The sequence below is a fragment of the Roseomonas mucosa ATCC BAA-692 genome (genome assembly GCF_000622225.1).
In the GTDB taxonomy this organism is placed as follows: Bacteria; Pseudomonadota; Alphaproteobacteria; order Acetobacterales; family Acetobacteraceae; genus Roseomonas; species Roseomonas mucosa.
Window position 1 is genome coordinate 133,883 of record NZ_KK211412.1, and the last position, 17,297, is coordinate 151,179.

Here is a 17,297-nt window from a genome sequence, read left to right on the forward strand (position 1 = left end):
CCGGACCCCGGGCCTGAGTTGGCTCCGCGTGGTGGCCGTCAGCCCGTGGGTTGATCCGTGGAGCAGGTGGAGACGCGGGGCTCCCGGAAAGAAGAAAGGCACCCTGTCCGCGCTGGTGGCACCGGCAGTCCGCCGGAGAGCGGATGCTCTCCGGCGCGATCCGGCCCGCAGCGAAGAGGCAACGAATGGGAGGTCCAGGACCCTCAGGGTCCTGGCGGATAGGGGGGCCGGGGGAAAGGCAGAGCCTTTCCTCCGGGACGCGAGACGGTCACCATCACGCGCCGGCGACGGGCGGCAGGAGCCGCCCGCGCATCAGAAGCGGCGCTCGAAGACGTTGATCACGTCGCCCGGCTGGATCAGGCTCTGGCGGGCGACGAGGCCCTCCTGGCCCTTGCCGTCGGTGATGCGCACCACGGAGGCGCGGTCGGTCACGGCGCGGTAGGTGAAGCCGCCGGCCACCGCCACGGCGGTCAGCATCGTCATGCCGGGCTGGTATGGATACTCGCCGGGCTTCGCCACCTCGCCCAGCACGAAGACCGGGCGGTAGGTCTGCACCTGGGCCACCACGTTCGGGTCGCGCAGCAGCTGGCGGCGCTTCATCTCGGCGGCGAGCCGGGCCGAGAGCTCCGAGGAGGTCAGCCCCGCGGCCTTGACGCTGCCGAGCAGCGGGAAGGCGATGTTGCCGGCGTCGTTCACCCTGAACTCGCCGCCCAGCTGGTCCTCGCCGAAGGTGGTTACGCGGATCCCGTCGCCGACGCCGAGGCGGTAGGCGGAGGGCTGGGCCTCGGTCAGCGGCTGCAGGTCACGGCCCGGGGCGCAGGCGCTGGCCATCAGGCTCAGGCCCAGCACGGCGGCGGTGGCCAGGCGGAAGGGCCGGCGGGGCCGCGCTCGCGTGGCGGAAGAGGGAGAAGAGTGCGGCACGGACAGAAGTTCCTCCGAGGGGTTGAGGGCAGGAAGGCTCCCCGGCCCGGACCGGCCGGAGCCGGTGGGTGGGGAGCATGGGCGAGGGGTGCCGGTGCGCCGGGGGGGACGCTGTCCGATCCTCACAGGCCGAACCCCACCCGCAGCAGCGCGAGGTGGCGGTCGTAGTTGGAGCCGCTGTCGCTGCCGTCGCGGTTGGTGAAGTCGTAGCTGAGGCGCAGCGAGATGTTGCGGTTCACGAGCCAGGTGGCATAGGCGCCGGTGCCGATCACGGTACTGTCGCCGCCGCCGGTGTACTTGGCGTGCAGGTAGTCGGCCCGCGCACCGATCAGCACGTTGCGCAGCAGCTCGTGGTCCAGCGCGATCTGGGCTTGGTTGTAGGTATAGCCCTGCAGCGTGTCGGTGGAGGTGTCCTCGATCCGGCGCGAGGCGAGGCCGCTGATCGTGGTCAGCCGCGTTGGCGACCAGGCGACCGCCGCCTCGAAGACCGGCGAGGAGCGGTTCTTGGCGCCCGTCGCGTCGAAGAAGCGGACCTGGTAGCCGACCAGGGCACGGTAGCGGAACACGGCGCCGCTGCTGTCGTCGAAGCCGGCCAGGGCGAGCACGGTGTTGGAGCCCAGCTTGCCGTAGTTGGGGTCGTAGTTCACGTAGTCGGAACGGCCGCCGCGCACCACGGCGACCAGGTCGCGCCGGGGCGCCACGGCGTAGCGCGCGGTGACGCCGCCGTCATAGACGTTCCGGTCGCGCAGCTTCTGGTTGAAGGTGCTGTTGCCGTCGAAGGCATCCACGAAGCGGAAAGCCCGGAAGATGAAGTCCGGCGTGATGGAGACGTTGCTGAAGGCCGCGCGATAGGCCGCACGGAGGTCGTAGGCGTTGAAGGCGCGCGGCTCGGCCACCGTCTGGGCGTCGAAGGCCGTCGCTTCCTCGTGCAGGCGGAAATAGGAGGCGCTGGCCGACAGGGTGTCGCGACCGATGTCGTAGGAGCCGCCGACCGTGGTGCTGAAGTTGGTGCGGCTGGGATCGGGCGTTTCCGCATTGCGCCCGGTCACGCGGCGGTCATCCACGCCGGCGCTGGCATAGAGGCTGTTGCGCGCCCAGTTCGAGCGCAGATCCAGGCCGGCATCGGTGCTGAAGGTGCCGATCGTGTCGCCCCGCTTGGTGCCCATCGGGTTGGTGTCGACACCCATGGACTCGCCCAGGCTGGGGCGGAGGGTGAAGGCCCCGAGACGGACACCGAGCGGCTGCACCTCAGGACGCGGGCGCTGGGTGACGTCCATGTCCTCGGGCCGCACGTTCTCCGGGAAGGCCTCCAGGGAGAAGCGGGAGTAGTAGTTGTTGGGCAGGTACTGGTCGAGCAACTGGGCACGGGCGGAGGTAGGGCAGAGGAGCGTGGCGGCGCCCAGGACGGTGGCGCCCAGGGTGGCCGCGCCCAGGGCCGTCATTCCCGGAGTCGTCATGCTCGGGGCCGTCGCGCCCGGGGCAAGGCTGGCGCCATCCTGCCGGGAGGTCTTACCGGGCATGGCAGACCGGGCTTGGCCCTGGTTCCTGCCTGTCCGACTGCGCCGAAGCCCGCTTCCGCCCCTCAAAAACATCCCATGATCCACGATTCGTTTCATCCGGAGAGACACAGCTTACAGCATATGCCGCTCCGGGGGGACAGAATCCGGAGGAATAATAGAGCCGTAACGTTCTGCGGCGCCGGTTATGGCTTTCCGGCCACAGATTCCAGCCTGACACGCACAGGTAGCGGCTTTCAGCCCCCGTGCCGCCGGGAGACTTCCCGCACCGCGGACAGCACACCTTCCCGCATGTGGTCCTCGCTGAACAAGGCGAGGGCGCGGCGCTCGCCGGCCTCGACTCGGGCCAGGGTGGCCGTGGGGTCGTCCCGGATCTGCAGCAGCGCCGCCGCCAGGGCCGAATCGTCGCCGGGCGGGACCAGCAGCCCGGCCTCGTTGTCCCCGGCGATCTCCGGGATGGCGCCGGCCGCGGCGGCGACAAGCGGCGTGCGGCAGAGCATGGCCTCCACCAGGGTGCGGCCGAAGGGTTCCGGGTCAGTGGAGGGATGCACCACCACATCCATGGCGCGCATCAGCGCCGGCACGTCGTGGCGGTGGCCCAGGAAATGGACGCGTCCGGCGATGCCCAGCTCCTCCGCCAGGCGTCTGAGGCCGGCGGCGTACTCGTCCTCGCCGAACAGGGCGTCGCCGGTGACGATGCCCACCGCCCCGGGCACCTTCGCCACGGCGCGCAGCAGCACCGCCTGCCCCTTCCAGGGCGACAGGCGGCTGAACACGCCGGCCAGGAAGCCCTCCACCGGCAGGCCCAGCGCCGCGCGGCGTTGCGCCATGCCGGTGCCGGCCATCGGGTCGGGCGGCAGGGTCACGCCATTGGGCACCACCCGCACCCGGTCCGCCCGGCCGCACAGCGCGATGAAGGCATCCGCCGCGGCCTGCGACGGCACGATCACCCGGGTGGCGAGCGGCGCCAGCGTGCGCAGCAGCCTGAGCTGGCCGCCGCCGAAATGCGCCGGGGTGAGGATGTCGTGCAGGTGCCAGACCAACGGCCGCCCGGCCAGCTTCGCCGCGAGGGCGGAAAGCACGAAGGCTTTTTGCGAATTGGCATAGACCATGTCGTGCCGCCGCGCCGCGGCCGCGATCTCGCGCACCATCCGCAGCATGCCGCCCAGCATCGGCAGCGCGGCGCGCGCCATGCCCTGGTCGCGCTTGATGTCCGTGAAGCCGGAAGGGCGCGAGGGCATCAGGACCCGCAGCGGGTAATCGGCCAGGGCGGCCTTCAGCGGCCCGTCCTCGAACAGCCAGACCGAGGATTCGGCTCCGAAGGCGCGCAGGTTGGCGAGCAGGATGAACTCCGCTCCGCCGGTGCGGCTGGAATGGTTGACGAAGAGCACGCGCGGCGCCGTGGCGGCGCCCGCCGTCGCAGGCCGGGCGTCCGATGCGGTCGCCGAGGGGAGGTCGTGGCCGTCCATGCCGTGTCCAGTGCCCTATCCGGTTCGGGCCCGCACCGGGAAGGGCGCGGGCAGGGGTTGCGAGGGGATGTTCAGCGCGGGGTGAGGCGAAGCAGCGTGACCTGGGCCGTCACCGGCAGGGTGATGCCGCCGCCGGCGAGGGCGGCCTCCTGGAAGCGCGAATCCTCGTTGGGCCGGTTCACCGCAGCCTGGCGGATACGGTCGCCCAACGCGATCCGCACCTGCTGCGGCGGCACCGACGTTTCGGTGAAGCTGTGCACGTCCCAAAGCGACTTCGCCAGCCAGAGGGCCAGAAGGAAGCTGCCGTCGCGCTTCTGGAACAGGGCGGTCTCCAGCCCCTCCATCTCCCCGGACAGGCCGACCGGCAGCCGGGCGGGGGCGAAGGCCTTACCCGGGTCGGAGAAGGCGGCGATCAGGTTGCGCATGGCATGGAAAGCCGGCTTGCGCGACCCGTCATGCCGCAGCCAGCCGAAATTCTGCTCCGGATCGTCCTTGTCCGTACCCTGGTCGAAGAGCTCGTACTTGAAGCTCCGCGCCACGCCGAAGCGGCGGTAGTACAGGAACAGGCGCGGCTCATAGGCGGCGGAGACGGCTTCCGGGCAGCCGGAATGCGGGTTCGTGGACCGCGCCTTCTGCGTGATGGCGTTGTGGTAGCCGGCTTCCGTGGCGACAAAGGGCGCCTTGGGCCCCAGCAGCGGCGTGACCAGCAGGTCGCGCGCCCAGCGCAGGCTGCCATAGCCGTTGTCGCCCCAGCCCCCGGTCTCCGGCATGCGGCCGGCCGGATAGGGGTGGACGTTGCCATACTGGGCATAGGGGCCCTGCCGGGCGAAGCGCGCCCGGTTGCCCGCCTGGATCAGCGCCGAGGCGATCACCGGGATGTCCCGTGCCCGGCCGATCCCGGACAGGATGCGCTGGTGGTCGATCGCCATCTCCGGCGTATGGCCGGGACGGCCGCCCCACCAGCCATCGGGCTCGTTCACGCCCTCCAGCATGGCGATGTTCTCGCGGCCGACCTCGTCCAGCGCCCGGGACAGCTCCACCGAGGAGGTCGCCTCCGGCCCGCTGAGCAGGGTCAGCCGGATGCCGAGCTGGGCCACCTGCCGCAGCCGGGCCAGCACCCCGCGGTCGAGGCCGACGCCATCGCGTGCGTGGCGGATGCGCAGCTCCCGCAGCGCCGGCAGGATCACCTTCTCCCAGCGATCGCCCTCGATGTAGCTGTTGCCGGGCCAGCAATGGATGTTGACGCCGATGCTGTCCACGAGCGAGTCGGCGGCCATGGCCTGGAGGCCTTGGCTCCCCCCCGGGCCCTCCGCGCCGCCCGGCCCGGGCGCCGCCAGGGCCGGAGCGGTTCCCGCCGCCCCCATGGCCGCTGCGGCCGCCAGCAGTCCCGCCCCGACCTGCCGCCGCGTCGGGCCGGTGTCGCCGCGCCGCATCGTCACGACTGGACCGGCTCGGCCGCCGCCAACCGCGCCCCGGGCAACGGCTGGCGCGGTGCATCGCCCCCGTGCAGCCCGGCGGGCGCCTGGGCCCGGGCACGTTCCAGCGCATCGTCCACGACGGCCTTGAAGCGGCTGCGGAAACGTTCGGTGGAGAAGCGTTGCGCATTGGCCAGGCAGTTCTCCGGCGTGAAGCGCGCCCGGCTACCCTCGAAGGCATGGACGGCGGCGATCACCGCGTCCTCCGTCTGCTCGGCGAAGAAGAGCCCGGTCGGGGCGTCATGGTCGGGGCGCAGCACGGTTTCCGCCAGGCCGCCGGCGCCATAGGCGATCACCGGCGTGCCGGCGGCCTGGGCCTCCACAGCGGTGATGCCGAAATCCTCGATGCCAGCGAACATGAAGGCCTGCGCCCCGGCCAGGAGGCGATGCACCTCCGGCGTCGGCACGCGGCCCAGGACCTCGACATTCGGCACCTTCATCTCCCGCAGGCGCTTCAGCTCCGGCCCGTTGCCGACGATCTTCAGACGCTTCTCCGGCATGCGGGCGAAGGCGCGGGCCAGGAGCTCCACGCGCTTGTAGGGCACGAGCCGGCAGACGGAGAGGTAGTAGTCCTCCTTCTCCACCGAGCCGGGCGGCGGCAGCGTGTCCACATAGACCGGTGGGTGTACCACTCCGGCCTCCCGCCGGTGCGTGCGCCGCAGCCGGTTGGCGACAAAGGCGGAATTGGCCACCATCGTCTCGGGCCGCTGCGCCGCGCAGAAATCCCAGATCCGGGCGGAATGCAGCATGCGTCGGGCCAGCCAGCTCTTCGGTCCGCTTTCCATCTTCGCCTCGCGCAGGTACTCGTGCTGCAGGTCCCAGGCATAGCGCATCGGCGAATGCACATAGGACACATGCGGCTGGTCGGGCCGGGTCAGCACGCCATAGGCCACGCTGTGATGGCTGCTGATCACAAGGTCGTAACCGGTCACGTCGAATTGTTCGACGGCCAGCGGCCACAGCGGCAGCAATGAGCGATACAGGCGCTCGATCTTCGGGATCTTCTGGAGAAAGGACGTCCGCACCGGTCGCCCGCCAAGAAAGCCCCGCTGGTCGGGTGGCACCACGTCCACCACGGCGAAAATGTCTGCCTGTGGGTAGAGCGACAGGATCTGCTCGATCACCCGCTCCGCACCGCCATAGGCAGAAATCGAGTCGCTCACGAGGGCTATGCGCATTGTCGGTTTCCTGTTGAGGACGGTCACGCGGCTTGTTCGCTTTCCATAGGACGTTCCTTGATCGGCCCGAAGATGGGCGATTCAACGGGTGTGCATGTTTCATCCATCGATCACAGGCAAGCCAAGATCAACTCCTGGTTGAGTAAAGTATATCTTCCTCAACTCGAAGTAAGAGTTGTTTTCGGAAAATGATCCGAGTATCTTTATCAAGATTGTTCGAAAAGTTTTGCTCGCTTTTGCCCATATTGCAGTGCAAAAGATAGGGCGACCCCACGAACCGTGACAGCACGACCACTCCAGAAGTCGAACATCCGGTTCGCGTTCAACTGACCGGTATTGTGTTGAGGGATACAACATGGGCGACCCAAGACGCATTAAGACCAATCCGGCGATCCGGAAGATGCTGTCCCAGCCGGCAGCCTTCCGCCCGCAGCGGCGGCAGCGACCCCGCCGGGGCACGCTCCGGCTGTTCATGGCGATTGGTGATTATGCGCAGGTTCTGGCGGTGGGCCTGGCTCTTTGCCTCGCCTTCCAGGCTGCTCCGGCACCGGACCTGAACCTGAGCCCCGGCCGTGTGGCCGGAATCGGCCTCCTGGCGGCAACGCTGGCTCTCTTCGTGCGGCGCGGCCTGCGGCGCACCAGCGCCCACCATGTCGGCTCCACCTACGTCTCTTCCGTGCGCAGCGCGGCGGCGGTGATGATCGCCTTCAGCGGTATCGCCGTGGGCCGCCTGCTGCTGGGCTCCACGACCGGGCTGGGCGGCGACCTGCTGCTGCTGATGAGCTGGGCCGTCATCTCCACCGCGCTCGCCGCGGCGCTGCGCCTCCTGGGCACGCGGCTGATCGCCGGACCGGAGAGCCTGACCACCAATATCGTGGTCCTCGGCCCTTCGCCCCAGGCCGGTGCCCTCGCGCGCATCCTGACCGAGCGCAGCCGTGGCCACCGCCAGGTGCTGGCGGTGCTGCAGGACGACATGCCCGAGAACATGGTCATGCTCGACCAGCTGATCGAGCAGGGCGAGGTGGACATCATTGCCCTGGCCGGCATGGACGCCGAAGGCATCCAGGCCATCTGCGAGGAATTCGGCGATCGCCCCGTGCACATCTGCGTCGGCTTCGACGCGGTGGCGCTGGAGCGCGCCGCCCGGGGTTCCAGCCACCTGGACGATCCGGTCCTGCTGCGCCTGCTGCCGGGCCAGTTCGACGACTGGCGCGACTCGGTGAAGCGGGGCCTCGACATCGCCCTGGTGATGGCTTCCCTGCCGCTCATCGCGCCGGTGCTGATCATGGCGGCCATCGCGATCAAGCTGGACTCGCCCGGCCCGGTCTTCTTCCGCCAGTGGCGCTTCGGCCTCGGCACGCAGCCCGTGCAGATCCTGAAGTTCCGCAGCATGTACACGGACCGCGGCGACACCACCGGCGAGGCCCGCACCACGGCACGCGACTCGCGCGTGACCCGGGTCGGCCGCATCCTCCGCCGCACCAGCATCGACGAGCTGCCGCAGCTGCTGAACGTGCTGCGCGGCGACATGTCCCTGGTCGGCCCGCGACCGCACGCGACGCATATGAAGGTCGAGGGCAACTACTACTTCGAGGCCGTGGAGCACTACCGCCTGCGCCACCGCGTCAAGCCCGGCCTGACCGGATGGGCCCAGGTCAACGGCTCCCGCGGCGAGGTGGATACGCTGGACAAGGCTTATCGCCGCGTCGATCTCGACCTCTGGTACATCAACAACTGGTCGATCACCCTGGACCTGAAGATCATCTTCAAGACCGTGTTCGGCGGCTTCGCGACGCTGAAGGCCGACTGAGGCCACAAAGGGCCGGCGCGGCGAGACTTCGCCTCTCCGTACTGCGGCCCTTGCCAGACGGGTTCAGGCATGAATGCCTGGAACCCACCCGACCTACCGGTCCCCCTTCCTGAACAGGAAGGGGGATTTTTTGTCAGAACATCCAGTAGGCCACGAGACCGACCAGAAGCCAGAAGATGGCCCCCAGCGCGGAGGCCCAGGCCAACCCCCGCCATAGCGACCCGGCCTGTTCATCGTCCGGGGTGGCAACAGGAATTTCGCTTTGCCGTGGCGTGGGCCAGGGAAAGGGATAGGTCGAGTTGCGCGACAAGGGGCGCCGGAGCTGCTCCGGCTGGCTTGGGGCGCGGGGTGACAGATCCAATGCGTCCGTCACGATGGGTGTCTCCGACACGAGGCTCGCTGGATTTAATCCCCAGCACGCGAAGTCGTAAAGAGCAAATACAACTATAGGAAGTGATCTAAAAGTCTCAAGACCACAGTGAAAAAACTTCCTTTCAGGAACCGACCGCGAGGCTGCGGCAGATGCCCTTGGCCGGATCATCGGCGATCGTGGTTGAGAAAGCCTTAAGGTGCCGGTTCGGAGGAGATGCACCCCTCCGGAATGCCGGGTGCTCCGGAGCGAGGCACATGCTCCGGTCAAGGGGATGCTTCAGGCGAATACCGACACCACCTGAGCTTCGGCGCCGCGCCCGTGGCTGCCCCTGGCGAGCAGGTGGGTCGGCGGGGCTCCCGGGAGAGAAACATCTCGCCCGCGCTGGTGGCGCCCGCAGCGGCGGGGAAGCCATGCTTCCCGGTGCGATCCAGCATTGCCGGGCACCAACGAATGGGGTCCAGGGCGCGCAGCGTCCTGGCGGAGTGGGGGTTTGGGGGCGAGGCAACGCCTTGCCCCCGGCACGCGGCTGACCCATGACGCGCAAAAGGGCCAGCAAGAACCGCCGCCTGTATCAGGCGGGGCGGAACGGTTGCGTCAGATCAGTTCGCGATAAACGGCCGCGATCCTTTCGCTGATCACCGGCCAGGCAAAATTGGCCTCGGCATAGCGGCGGCAGGCTGCCTCGTCCGGCAGGCGGCCCGGCATGGTCAGCGATGCGGCCAGCCCCGAGGCGATGCTGTCCGCATCGCTTCCGGGCAGGACCAGATCGGGCGAAAGACCGGAAACCACTTCCGGAAGCCCGCCGACCGGCGTCACCAGGACCGGCGTGCCCGAGGCCAGGGCCTCGACTGCGATCAGGCCGAAGCCCTCCAGCGCCGCGGTGGGAACGACGACGAGGTCGGCGGCCCGGTAGGCGACCGGCAGCAGCTCGTCCGGCACGAAGCCGGCGAAGCGGACCGTGTCCTCCAGCCCGTGCCGCCGCACCAGTTCCTCCAGCGCCAGACGCTCCGGCCCCTTACCGACGATGTAGAGCACGGCATCCACCTGCTTCTGCCGCAGGGTGGCCATGGCCTCGATCAGTCGGTCCAGCCCCATGCGCCGCACCAGCCGCCGCACGGCGAGCAGCACGGGGCGGTCTTCCACCCAGCCCATCCGGGTCCGTGCCTCGGCGCGGCTGCCCTGCGTGGTGAAAGCCGAGAGATCGGCCCCGCCCGGCACCAGCCGCAGCGCGGAATCCCGTACGCCGTAATGCTCCTGCGCGATCCGGCCGAAGGCTTCCGACAGCACGATCACCCGCTGTGCCCGGCGATAGACCGCTGTCTCGATCAGCTTCTTGACGCGCACCGAATGGCTGCTCGCCCCTTCCGCCGCGCTTTCCAGCGCCCAGGGGCCATGGAAATGCACCACCAGCGGCAGGGCGCGCAGCTTGTCGAGGATGGGCAGGGTGTAGAGCGCGAAATGCGAAGTCGCGAGTGCGGGGCGGGGCCGCAGCAATTCGTCCGTCGCCGCGCGGATCGCGCGGGCGCGGCTCAACATCGACGCGTCGGCCGGGAAGCTGCGGAAACGGCCCTGCGTGTCGATCTCGGCCTGTCCCTTGCCGGGAACGATGCCGCAGGATTCGAAGCCCAGTTTCTCCAGGCCGAGATGGAGGTTGTAGAAGACGTTCTCGGCGCCGCCCTTGTGTTCCGGGAACCAGCCGCTGCCGACCTGGAAGATGCGCTGTGTCACGGGCGTGCTACGCCTTTGTCCGGGGGCTGGGGATTTGCTGCATGCCAGAACGGCGTTGGAGAGACATTCCTGTCATGGAAGAACTCCGGCGATAAGGGGCAGGCTGGGATATCGGGGAACCCGCTTCACGACGGGCACCCACCGGCGCGCAGCACGCCGGGTCATCGCATGAACTGTTATTTTATGAGAAACATGAGACTCCGTCCAATTCCCCTGCCTCTCGCGAAACGGCTTTCCCGCTATCACGGCGAGGACCAGGGTGTCGTGCTCCAGGACATGACGTTTTCGCCCTTTCCGGCGAAAGGCGCGGGACGGATCTCCCAGTGAAGGAACGAGAAGAGATGGGCAGCATCCTGGTGACCGGCGGCGCCGGCTATATCGGCAGCCATGCCGTGCTGGCCCTGCGCGATGCCGGCTTCGCGCCCGTGGTGCTGGATGACCTGTCCACCGGCTTCCGCCAGGCGGTGCCAGCGGATGTTCCCTTTGTCCAGGGCTCCGTCGGCGACGAGGACCTGATGGCCGAGACGATGCTGCGGCACGGTGTCTCGGCGGTGATGCATTTCGCAGCCTTCCAGATCGTGCCGGAAAGCGTCGAGCAGCCGCTGGAATACTGGCGCAACAATGTGGGCGGTGTCGCCGCCACCCTCGGCGCCTGCCTGCGCAGCGGCGTCCGCCACCTCGTCTTCTCCTCCACCGCGGCGGTCTACGGCATCCCCGAGACGCTGCCGGTGCCCGAGGATGCGCCCTGCGATCCGATCACGCCCTATGGCTCCAGCAAGCACGCGGCGGAGCGGATGATCCTCGATGTCGCGCGGGCCTTCGGGCTTTCCACCGTGACGCTGCGCTACTTCAACGTCGCGGGCGCCGATCCGGCCGGACGGGCGGGGCAGCGTTCGCACCAGGCGACGCACCTGATCAAGGTGGCCTGCGAGGTGGCGACCGGGAAGCGCGACAAGGTCGAGATCTTCGGCACGGACTACCCGACGCCGGACGGCACCGGCGTGCGCGACTATGTGCATGTCTCGGACCTTGCCGATGCCCATGTCGCGGCGTTGCGCCATATCCTGCGGAACCCGGTCAATCTCACCATGAACTGCGGCTATGGCTGGGGCTATTCGGTGCGGGAGGTGCTGACGGCGGTGGAGCGGGTGAACGGCGCACCGCTGCCGGTCGTCGAATCGCCGCGCCGCGCCGGCGATCCGCCGTCGCTCGTCGCCGCCGTCGACCGGCTGCAGCGGACGCTGGACTGGCGGCCCCGCTACGAGGCCCTGGACTTCATCATCCGCAGCGCCCTGGACTGGGAAACGGTGCTGGCGGCCGAGACCCTGCCCTGAGAACGGGGCCGGGATAGCTCCGCCCCCAGCCTGGATGGCCGCGGGAAGAGACAACCCGCGGACCCAGCTGGCCGCAGTCTCGCCGCCTGGAAAGGCGGTCAGGAAGCCAGCGGCACCGGTGCGCCGGAATGGCGCTCCGTCACCAGCCCGGCATAGACCTCCTCCAGCCTGTCCACCACCTTCGTCCAGGCATAGTGCTTCTCGACATAGGTGCGGTTGGCGGCCCCCATGCGCTGCTGCATTTCCGGCGAGCGCAGCAGCTTGAGCAGCGCCCCGGCCATGGCCTCAGGATCCTCCTGCGGCACGATGAAGCCGCCGGAGCCGTCGGGCGGGAGGAGATACGGCAGGCCGCCCGTGTTCGTCACCACCAGCGGCTTGCCGCAGGCCATGCCCTCGATCGCCGTCGTGCCGAGGGGCTCGCCATGCGAAGGCAGGACGTAGATCGCGTGCTGGCGGAAGAACTCCACCGAGCTGTCGCGGGGAACATGCCCCTTGGTATGGATGCGGTCGCGGCAGGGAAGCGTCGCGATCAGCGCGTTCACCTCCTCCCAGTGATCGCCCCGCCCGATGATGCTGAGCGTGGCCTCGGGCACCTCGCGGCTGACGATCTCGAAGGCCTTGAGCAGGTCGAAGATGCCCTTCCGGCGGGCGACGCTGGTGTAGAAGAGGATGCTCAGCGGCCCCTTCTCCGGCGGTTCGCCGGAGGGGGAGAAGAGATCGGCATCGATGCCGTGATGCATGGTGACGATCTTGTCCTTCACCATTCCCGGTGCGGCGATTCGGTCCATCGCGGCCGGGGTGGTCAGCATCAGGTTCGTTGCCTGCCATTGCTGCAGGAAGCAGATCGCCCAGCGCACACCGGTCTCCAGCCGCACCTTCAGGCTGTCGCGGTTCTGGTCCGGCCAGCGTGCCACATAGGTGCCGAGCAGCACGGGCAGCCCGCATGCCACCATGCCGAGCGAGAGCCCGACGAAGACGGGATTCATCTGGTGGACGATGTCGATCGTCTCTTCCTTGCGCAGCTTCTCCAGCAGCAGCCGCGTCCGGACCATGTATTCCAGGCGCTTCAGAGGGCCCGGCCAGGACTGCCGGATCGGATGGAAGGTCACGTTGCCCGGCATGGGCTCCTTCAGGTCCACCTCCTGGCAGGCGACATGCAGGCGGTAGCCCCGGTTCGCGAGCTCGCGCAGGAAGCCGCAGGCGATCAGCCCATCCCCGTAGAGGCGATGATCCGTCAGCAGGTCGGACGGATGCACGATGAAGATGGTGGGCTTCCGGGTGGTCATGGATCAGCGCCTCACTGACGTCGCGGTTCCGCCGGGACGGCCTTGGCCATGGGCACTGCCCGCCGGGGCATCGCCTGCGATGGCCATCGGCCGGCACGGACCGGTCCTGGCAAGATGGGGGTGCCCGCTACGGGCGGATTCCGGTCGGGCATCGCTCAGCGCAGCCGGTCGGAGGGATCGGAGGCCGCGGCAGGCCAGGCGGGGGCGAGCTTCGCCTTCGGGGCGCCGAAATAGGACTGCCCGAAGCGGCGCGCCGCCTGCTGCAGCGGCGTATCGACGAGGTGATGGAAGGCATAGCCGATCAGGATCGCGATCGCCGAGGTCACCAGGATCACTGGAACCTGAAAGCCTGCCGGCATGAGGCCGTACTTCCAGATGAACTTGCCCATCAGCACGAGCGTGCTGAAGTGGACCAGATAGACCGAATAGGAGATGGCACCGAGCATGATCAGGAATGCCGGCATGCGCAGCTTCCCACGCCATTCCACCAGGGTGCCGCCGAGCAGCGCCGCACCGGAGAAGCCGCCGGCCAGGATCGCGGTGTGGAAGTCGAGGGTGTTGGTAGGCTCGGGCGCCCGCAGCGCGATCAGCCAGAACAGGCCGGCGCAGCCCAGGGCCAGCAACAGGATGCCGGCGAAGGGGCTGCCGCGGAGCCGCGGCGACAAGGCCAGCCAGGCGCCAAGCACGCCGATCCCGAATTCCAGGGCCTGCGGCCGCAGGAACTGCGCCCAGGGCGCGGTCAGGTCGGCGCCGATCAGATGGAGCAGCACGATGAGTGCCTGCCAGAGCAGGATCAACCCCATGCCGAAACGGAGGTTCAGGATGGCCAGCGCGAAGACCGCGTAGAAGAAGACCTCATAGACCAGCGTCCAGGTCACGTTGACCAGCGGGATGTTGGCCTGGGGGAGGAGCAGGAAGCTCGCCACCACGCTCCAGGCATTGAGCTTCTGCGTTTCGCTGGCATGCGCGCCCGTCAGATAGGTGGCCAGGGCCAGGGCGCTCATGATGAAGACGGCGGGATAGATGCGCGAGAAGCGGCGCCACAGATAGCGTGCGCAACGGTCCGGCCGCCCGAGATCCGCCTGGTGGACGAGGGTGATGATGAAGCCGCTCAGGACGAAGAAGATGTCCACGCCGAGGGCGCCGTTGGACAGGATGCGTCCCATGATCCCGTCAACCGGGTTCTGCCCCACGACAACCTGCGCATGGAACAGCACGACCAGCACAGCCGCAAGGCCGCGCATGGCTTCGATCCACTCGATCCGGTGGGATGTCGCGGGCGATGCGTTCGTCATAGCCTGGGGCTCCCCCACCTGTGCTTCACCGCACTGTCATGCGGCCATCGCCGTCATGAAGCCATCCTAACACGGCTGGCCGTGAAGGTCAGGGCGGTGGCGAGCATGATCCAGTTCAGGACACCGACTTCGGCGATATGCACGGCCCCCAGCGGAATCTGGATAAAGGCGATGATCACCAGCACGCGGTACAGATAGAGCTTGGAACCGGGTGTCGGATCGGACTGGAAGGTCGAGAGGATCAGCATGAACAGGCTGATGAAGTAGAAGGCACCGCCGAAGATGCCCAGGGCGCGGACGCTGTCCAGGATGCCGCTGTCCACCACCGCGTTCGCCGAGCCGCTGACACTGGCATAGTAGTTCAGCCCGAAGCCGTCGCCGATCAGCAGGTTGTCGTTGTCGATGAAGAAGCGGACGTACTGCATCATGCGCTCCGCTCCGCTCGCGTCGGAGTTGAGGCTGCTCAGCGAATTCAACCGCTGCTCCAGGGCGAACTGCATCTCCGGTATCAGGGCCAGGAAACCGGCGCTGAAGACCAGCACGATGGCGCCAAGGGAGATCCGCATCTTCTCCTGCGGTGTGCCCCACAGAAGGAGCAGGACCAGGCCCAGCGATGTCGCCCCCCAGAGCGTGCGGTACTGTGCCAGGGCGAGGCCGAGGGCACAGGCAATCATCACCGGCACCGAGATGCTGAACGACCGGCTCATCGCGATCAGCAGCGCGATCATCAGATAGGCCGCCATGGAGCCCGGGGCATTCATGGTGGAGAAGACGCGCAGCGAGAAGGCGCCGGGCACGCCGACGGAATCGAAGCCCAGCAACCGGACGTTGTTCACCCATTCCGCATCCCAGGGCGTGGGATAGATGAACTGCATCAGCCCGTAGATGCCCATGACGGGCGCCACCACCAGCAGGGTGGAGGTGATGACCTGCCGCATGGCCGCGCCGCGCTGCCACTGCGACAGGATGTGGATCGCGACCAGCGGTCCGGAGGCCCATTTCAGCAGGTCGGTCATGCCGAGCATGAAGCGGTCCTGCAGCACGGCGAGCAACGCGCCATAGGCGATGCTGCACAGGATGGCCAGGAAGGGCCCCGTATAGGGGTTGCGCCCCGGTGCCAGGTACCGCAGGGCCGAGAAGGCGCCGAGCATGCAGATCAGGTAGGGCGCGGTCAGGATCAGGCTGGAGACCTGGAAACCGCCCTGGTAGTCGGCCAGCCGCCGCACCAGCGAGGCGAAGCAGAAGAGCAGGATCGTGTAGCCGATATACCAGGGCGAGCGGTGCAGGTAGAGGAAGCCGCCCAGGAACAGGGCCATGGCCGGATAGAGGATCCGCGCCAGCGGCGCCGCCCCGCCGAGATAGAGGACGATCGGGACCAGCAGCGCCGCCGATACCGACAGGAAGGCGCCGAGGCTCAGCAGCCCCGGATCGGCCAGCCGATCATCCAGCGTCGGGCGGGAATAGCGGCTTCTTGCGGCAGTGAAGGTGATCGACACGCCAGCGAACCTCGTTTCTGTGCTCGGTCAGGACCGGGCGAGCTTCCGTGCATAGCCCAGCAGCTCTGCAGGCAGCACGGAAAGGCGGGGACGGGGCAGATCAAGGACGCGTGGCATGCCGGCCAGCATCATGATCATGCGCACCAGCGAGGACATGGTCGCCGCCACCGCGGCACCCATCGCCCCCATCACGGGAACTAGCAGGAACAGCCCCAGGCCCAACGTGGCGAAGGCCGCCACCTGGGCGATCGAGACATAGCCGGGGCGCCCCATGGCCAGGTAGAGCTGGCTGGAGACCTGGGCAAGGGCCGAGAAGGCCTCCTCGATCACCAGCACCAGGAAGAGAGCATGCGCCGCGCCGAATTCCTTGCCGTAGAGCAGGGACAGCGCCGGACCGCCCAGCACCCAGACGCCGATGCCGGCCAGGATCACCGCCACCAGCATCAGGCGGAAGGTCCGGTCGTGCAGGGCGCTCGCCTCCTCGGGAGACTTGCCGGCCATGGCGGGCAGCATCACGGCGCTGGCCGCGGTCTGCAGCACCATCAGCAGGCGCGACAGGCTGAAGGCCACGAGATAGAGGCCGAACTCCTCTGGCGAGATTACCGCCACCAGGAAGAGCCGGTCCAGGTAGAAGGTCAGGCTGCCCAACGTGCCGATGCCCACCGCGCGCACGGTGTAGGACACGAGCCCCGGCAGCCAGCGGCCCGGATGGCTGAAGCGCGGCGGCAGGATGCGCCAGAGCTTGTACGCGATCACGCAAAGGCAGACCGCGGTCGAGGTCCACATCGCAAAGGCCGACACCGCCGGCGTCAGCCCGATGGCGAAGGCCACAGCCACCAGGAAGACCAGGTACAGCGCTGGGTCCAGCCAGCTCATCGTGTTGAAGGAGCCGAAGCGGTCCAGCGCGGTGAAGGAGTTCTTCAGCAACACGGCGAAGAGCGACATCACCGTCACCACGGCGGCATAGGGTGCCAGCGCCACCACCTCCGCCGGGTAATGGCCGGACATGGCCAGCGGGATCGCCACCACCGCCGCCACCGCGCCGATGATGCCTAGCACGAAGGCCAGGAGGATGGAGGCGCCGAGCACCTCCGCCTGCTCCTCGGGCTTCGCGTTGCGCATGTAGTAGACCTGCGCCAGCGGCAGCCCGCCGATGATCATGGTGGACAGGAAGGTGGGCCAGAGGGTGATGGCGCCAAAGGCGCCCCGACCTTCCGGCCCGAGGAGACGAGCGGTGATGATGCCCGTCCCCACGTTCAGCGCCAGCACCAGGAACTGCGTGAGCAGCGTCTGGGCGAAGGCGAAGCTGGTGCCCCGCCCGCCCAGCACGCCCCGGACCAGCCGGGTGGAACCCTGGCGAAGGCCCAGCAGGCGCCCCCCGGTTTCGCTCCGCCCGCTCATGCCGCGTCGCGCTC

General features: G+C 68.3%; 13 protein-coding genes. 2 read left to right on the top strand and 11 right to left on the bottom strand.

Annotation, left to right across the window (positions count from 1 at the left end; translation table 11 throughout):
* Nucleotides 1-312: 312 nt before the first annotated feature.
* The 5 genes from BT98_RS0120865 to BT98_RS25535 all read right to left on the bottom strand — a co-directional run bounded on the left by BT98_RS0120865 (nucleotide 313) and on the right by BT98_RS25535 (nucleotide 6,560).
* On the bottom strand, nucleotides 313-921 hold the full coding sequence (locus BT98_RS0120865; protein ID WP_019462011.1) for a polysaccharide biosynthesis/export family protein: 609 nt from the start codon (nucleotides 919-921) through the stop codon (nucleotides 313-315).
* A gap of 122 nt (nucleotides 922-1,043) precedes the next feature.
* Complete coding sequence (locus tag BT98_RS0120870; RefSeq protein WP_139341685.1) at nucleotides 1,044-2,378, bottom strand: outer membrane beta-barrel protein; 1,335 nt, start codon at nucleotides 2,376-2,378, stop codon at nucleotides 1,044-1,046.
* 296 nt (nucleotides 2,379-2,674) lie between these two features.
* The gene (locus tag BT98_RS0120875) at nucleotides 2,675-3,907 is read right to left on the bottom strand and encodes a glycosyltransferase family 4 protein (RefSeq protein ID WP_019462013.1); all 1,233 of its coding nucleotides are present in this window, start codon (nucleotides 3,905-3,907) and stop codon (nucleotides 2,675-2,677) included.
* Nucleotides 3,908-3,978: 71 nt separating this feature from the next.
* Entirely contained in the window at nucleotides 3,979-5,184 is a 1,206-nt protein-coding gene (locus tag BT98_RS0120880; protein ID WP_147292455.1) for a hypothetical protein, read from the bottom strand.
* Between the two features lie 158 nt (nucleotides 5,185-5,342).
* Nucleotides 5,343-6,560, bottom strand: coding sequence for a glycosyltransferase (locus BT98_RS25535; RefSeq protein ID WP_019462015.1), 1,218 nt, complete (start codon nucleotides 6,558-6,560; stop codon nucleotides 5,343-5,345).
* A gap of 400 nt (nucleotides 6,561-6,960) precedes the next feature.
* Here BT98_RS25535 and BT98_RS26355 point away from each other — a divergent pair, with 400 nt between their 5' ends.
* A complete protein-coding gene (locus tag BT98_RS26355) occupies nucleotides 6,961-8,370 on the top strand; it encodes a sugar transferase (RefSeq protein ID WP_019462016.1) in 1,410 nt (469 codons plus the stop codon).
* Between the two features lie 133 nt (nucleotides 8,371-8,503).
* On the opposite strand, the gene BT98_RS27515 is transcribed toward BT98_RS26355, so the two are convergent.
* Nucleotides 8,504-8,743, bottom strand: a complete 240-nt coding sequence (locus BT98_RS27515) for a hypothetical protein (protein ID WP_147292456.1) — start codon at nucleotides 8,741-8,743, stop codon at nucleotides 8,504-8,506.
* Nucleotides 8,744-9,337: 594 nt separating this feature from the next.
* On the bottom strand, nucleotides 9,338-10,471 hold the full coding sequence (locus BT98_RS0120895) for a glycosyltransferase family 4 protein (protein ID WP_019462017.1): 1,134 nt from the start codon (nucleotides 10,469-10,471) through the stop codon (nucleotides 9,338-9,340).
* Between the two features lie 323 nt (nucleotides 10,472-10,794).
* On the opposite strand from BT98_RS0120895, the gene galE reads away from it, so the two are divergent.
* Nucleotides 10,795-11,805 carry a UDP-glucose 4-epimerase GalE gene (gene galE, locus BT98_RS0120900; protein WP_237719387.1) on the top strand — a complete coding sequence of 337 codons (1,011 nt, stop codon included), beginning with the start codon at nucleotides 10,795-10,797 and terminating at the stop codon, nucleotides 11,803-11,805.
* A 98-nt stretch (nucleotides 11,806-11,903) separates the two neighbouring features.
* Here galE and BT98_RS0120905 read toward each other — a convergent pair whose 3' ends face one another.
* The 4 genes from BT98_RS0120905 to BT98_RS0120920 all read right to left on the bottom strand — a co-directional run bounded on the left by BT98_RS0120905 (nucleotide 11,904) and on the right by BT98_RS0120920 (nucleotide 17,283).
* Complete coding sequence (locus BT98_RS0120905) at nucleotides 11,904-13,091, bottom strand: glycosyltransferase family 4 protein (RefSeq protein WP_019462019.1); 1,188 nt, start codon at nucleotides 13,089-13,091, stop codon at nucleotides 11,904-11,906.
* 155 nt (nucleotides 13,092-13,246) lie between these two features.
* Nucleotides 13,247-14,386: an acyltransferase family protein gene (locus BT98_RS0120910; protein ID WP_027297497.1), complete on the bottom strand. Its 1,140-nt coding sequence runs from the start codon at nucleotides 14,384-14,386 to the stop codon at nucleotides 13,247-13,249.
* Nucleotides 14,387-14,439: 53 nt separating this feature from the next.
* The gene (locus BT98_RS0120915; protein ID WP_019462021.1) at nucleotides 14,440-15,882 is read right to left on the bottom strand and encodes a hypothetical protein; all 1,443 of its coding nucleotides are present in this window, start codon (nucleotides 15,880-15,882) and stop codon (nucleotides 14,440-14,442) included.
* A gap of 27 nt (nucleotides 15,883-15,909) precedes the next feature.
* Complete coding sequence (locus BT98_RS0120920; protein WP_019462022.1) at nucleotides 15,910-17,283, bottom strand: lipopolysaccharide biosynthesis protein; 1,374 nt, start codon at nucleotides 17,281-17,283, stop codon at nucleotides 15,910-15,912.
* Between the last annotated feature and the right edge of the window lie 14 nt (nucleotides 17,284-17,297).

What these genes read in the sequence shown, in the direction of transcription:
- BT98_RS0120870 (WP_139341685.1), bottom strand. Translation starts at nt 2,378, where the DNA reads ATGACGACTCCGGGAATGACGGCCCTGGGCGCGGCCACCCTGGGCGCC.
- BT98_RS0120875 (WP_019462013.1), bottom strand. Translation starts at nt 3,907, where the DNA reads ATGGACGGCCACGACCTCCCCTCGGCGACCGCATCGGACGCCCGGCCT.
- BT98_RS0120905 (WP_019462019.1), bottom strand. Translation starts at nt 13,091, where the DNA reads ATGACCACCCGGAAGCCCACCATCTTCATCGTGCATCCGTCCGACCTG.
- BT98_RS25535 (WP_019462015.1), bottom strand. Translation starts at nt 6,560, where the DNA reads ATGCGCATAGCCCTCGTGAGCGACTCGATTTCTGCCTATGGCGGTGCG.
- BT98_RS0120920 (WP_019462022.1), bottom strand. Translation starts at nt 17,283, where the DNA reads ATGAGCGGGCGGAGCGAAACCGGGGGGCGCCTGCTGGGCCTTCGCCAG.
- BT98_RS26355 (WP_019462016.1), top strand. Translation starts at nt 6,961, where the DNA reads ATGCTGTCCCAGCCGGCAGCCTTCCGCCCGCAGCGGCGGCAGCGACCC.
- BT98_RS0120880 (WP_147292455.1), bottom strand. Translation starts at nt 5,184, where the DNA reads ATGGCCGCCGACTCGCTCGTGGACAGCATCGGCGTCAACATCCATTGC.
- BT98_RS0120910 (WP_027297497.1), bottom strand. Translation starts at nt 14,386, where the DNA reads ATGACGAACGCATCGCCCGCGACATCCCACCGGATCGAGTGGATCGAA.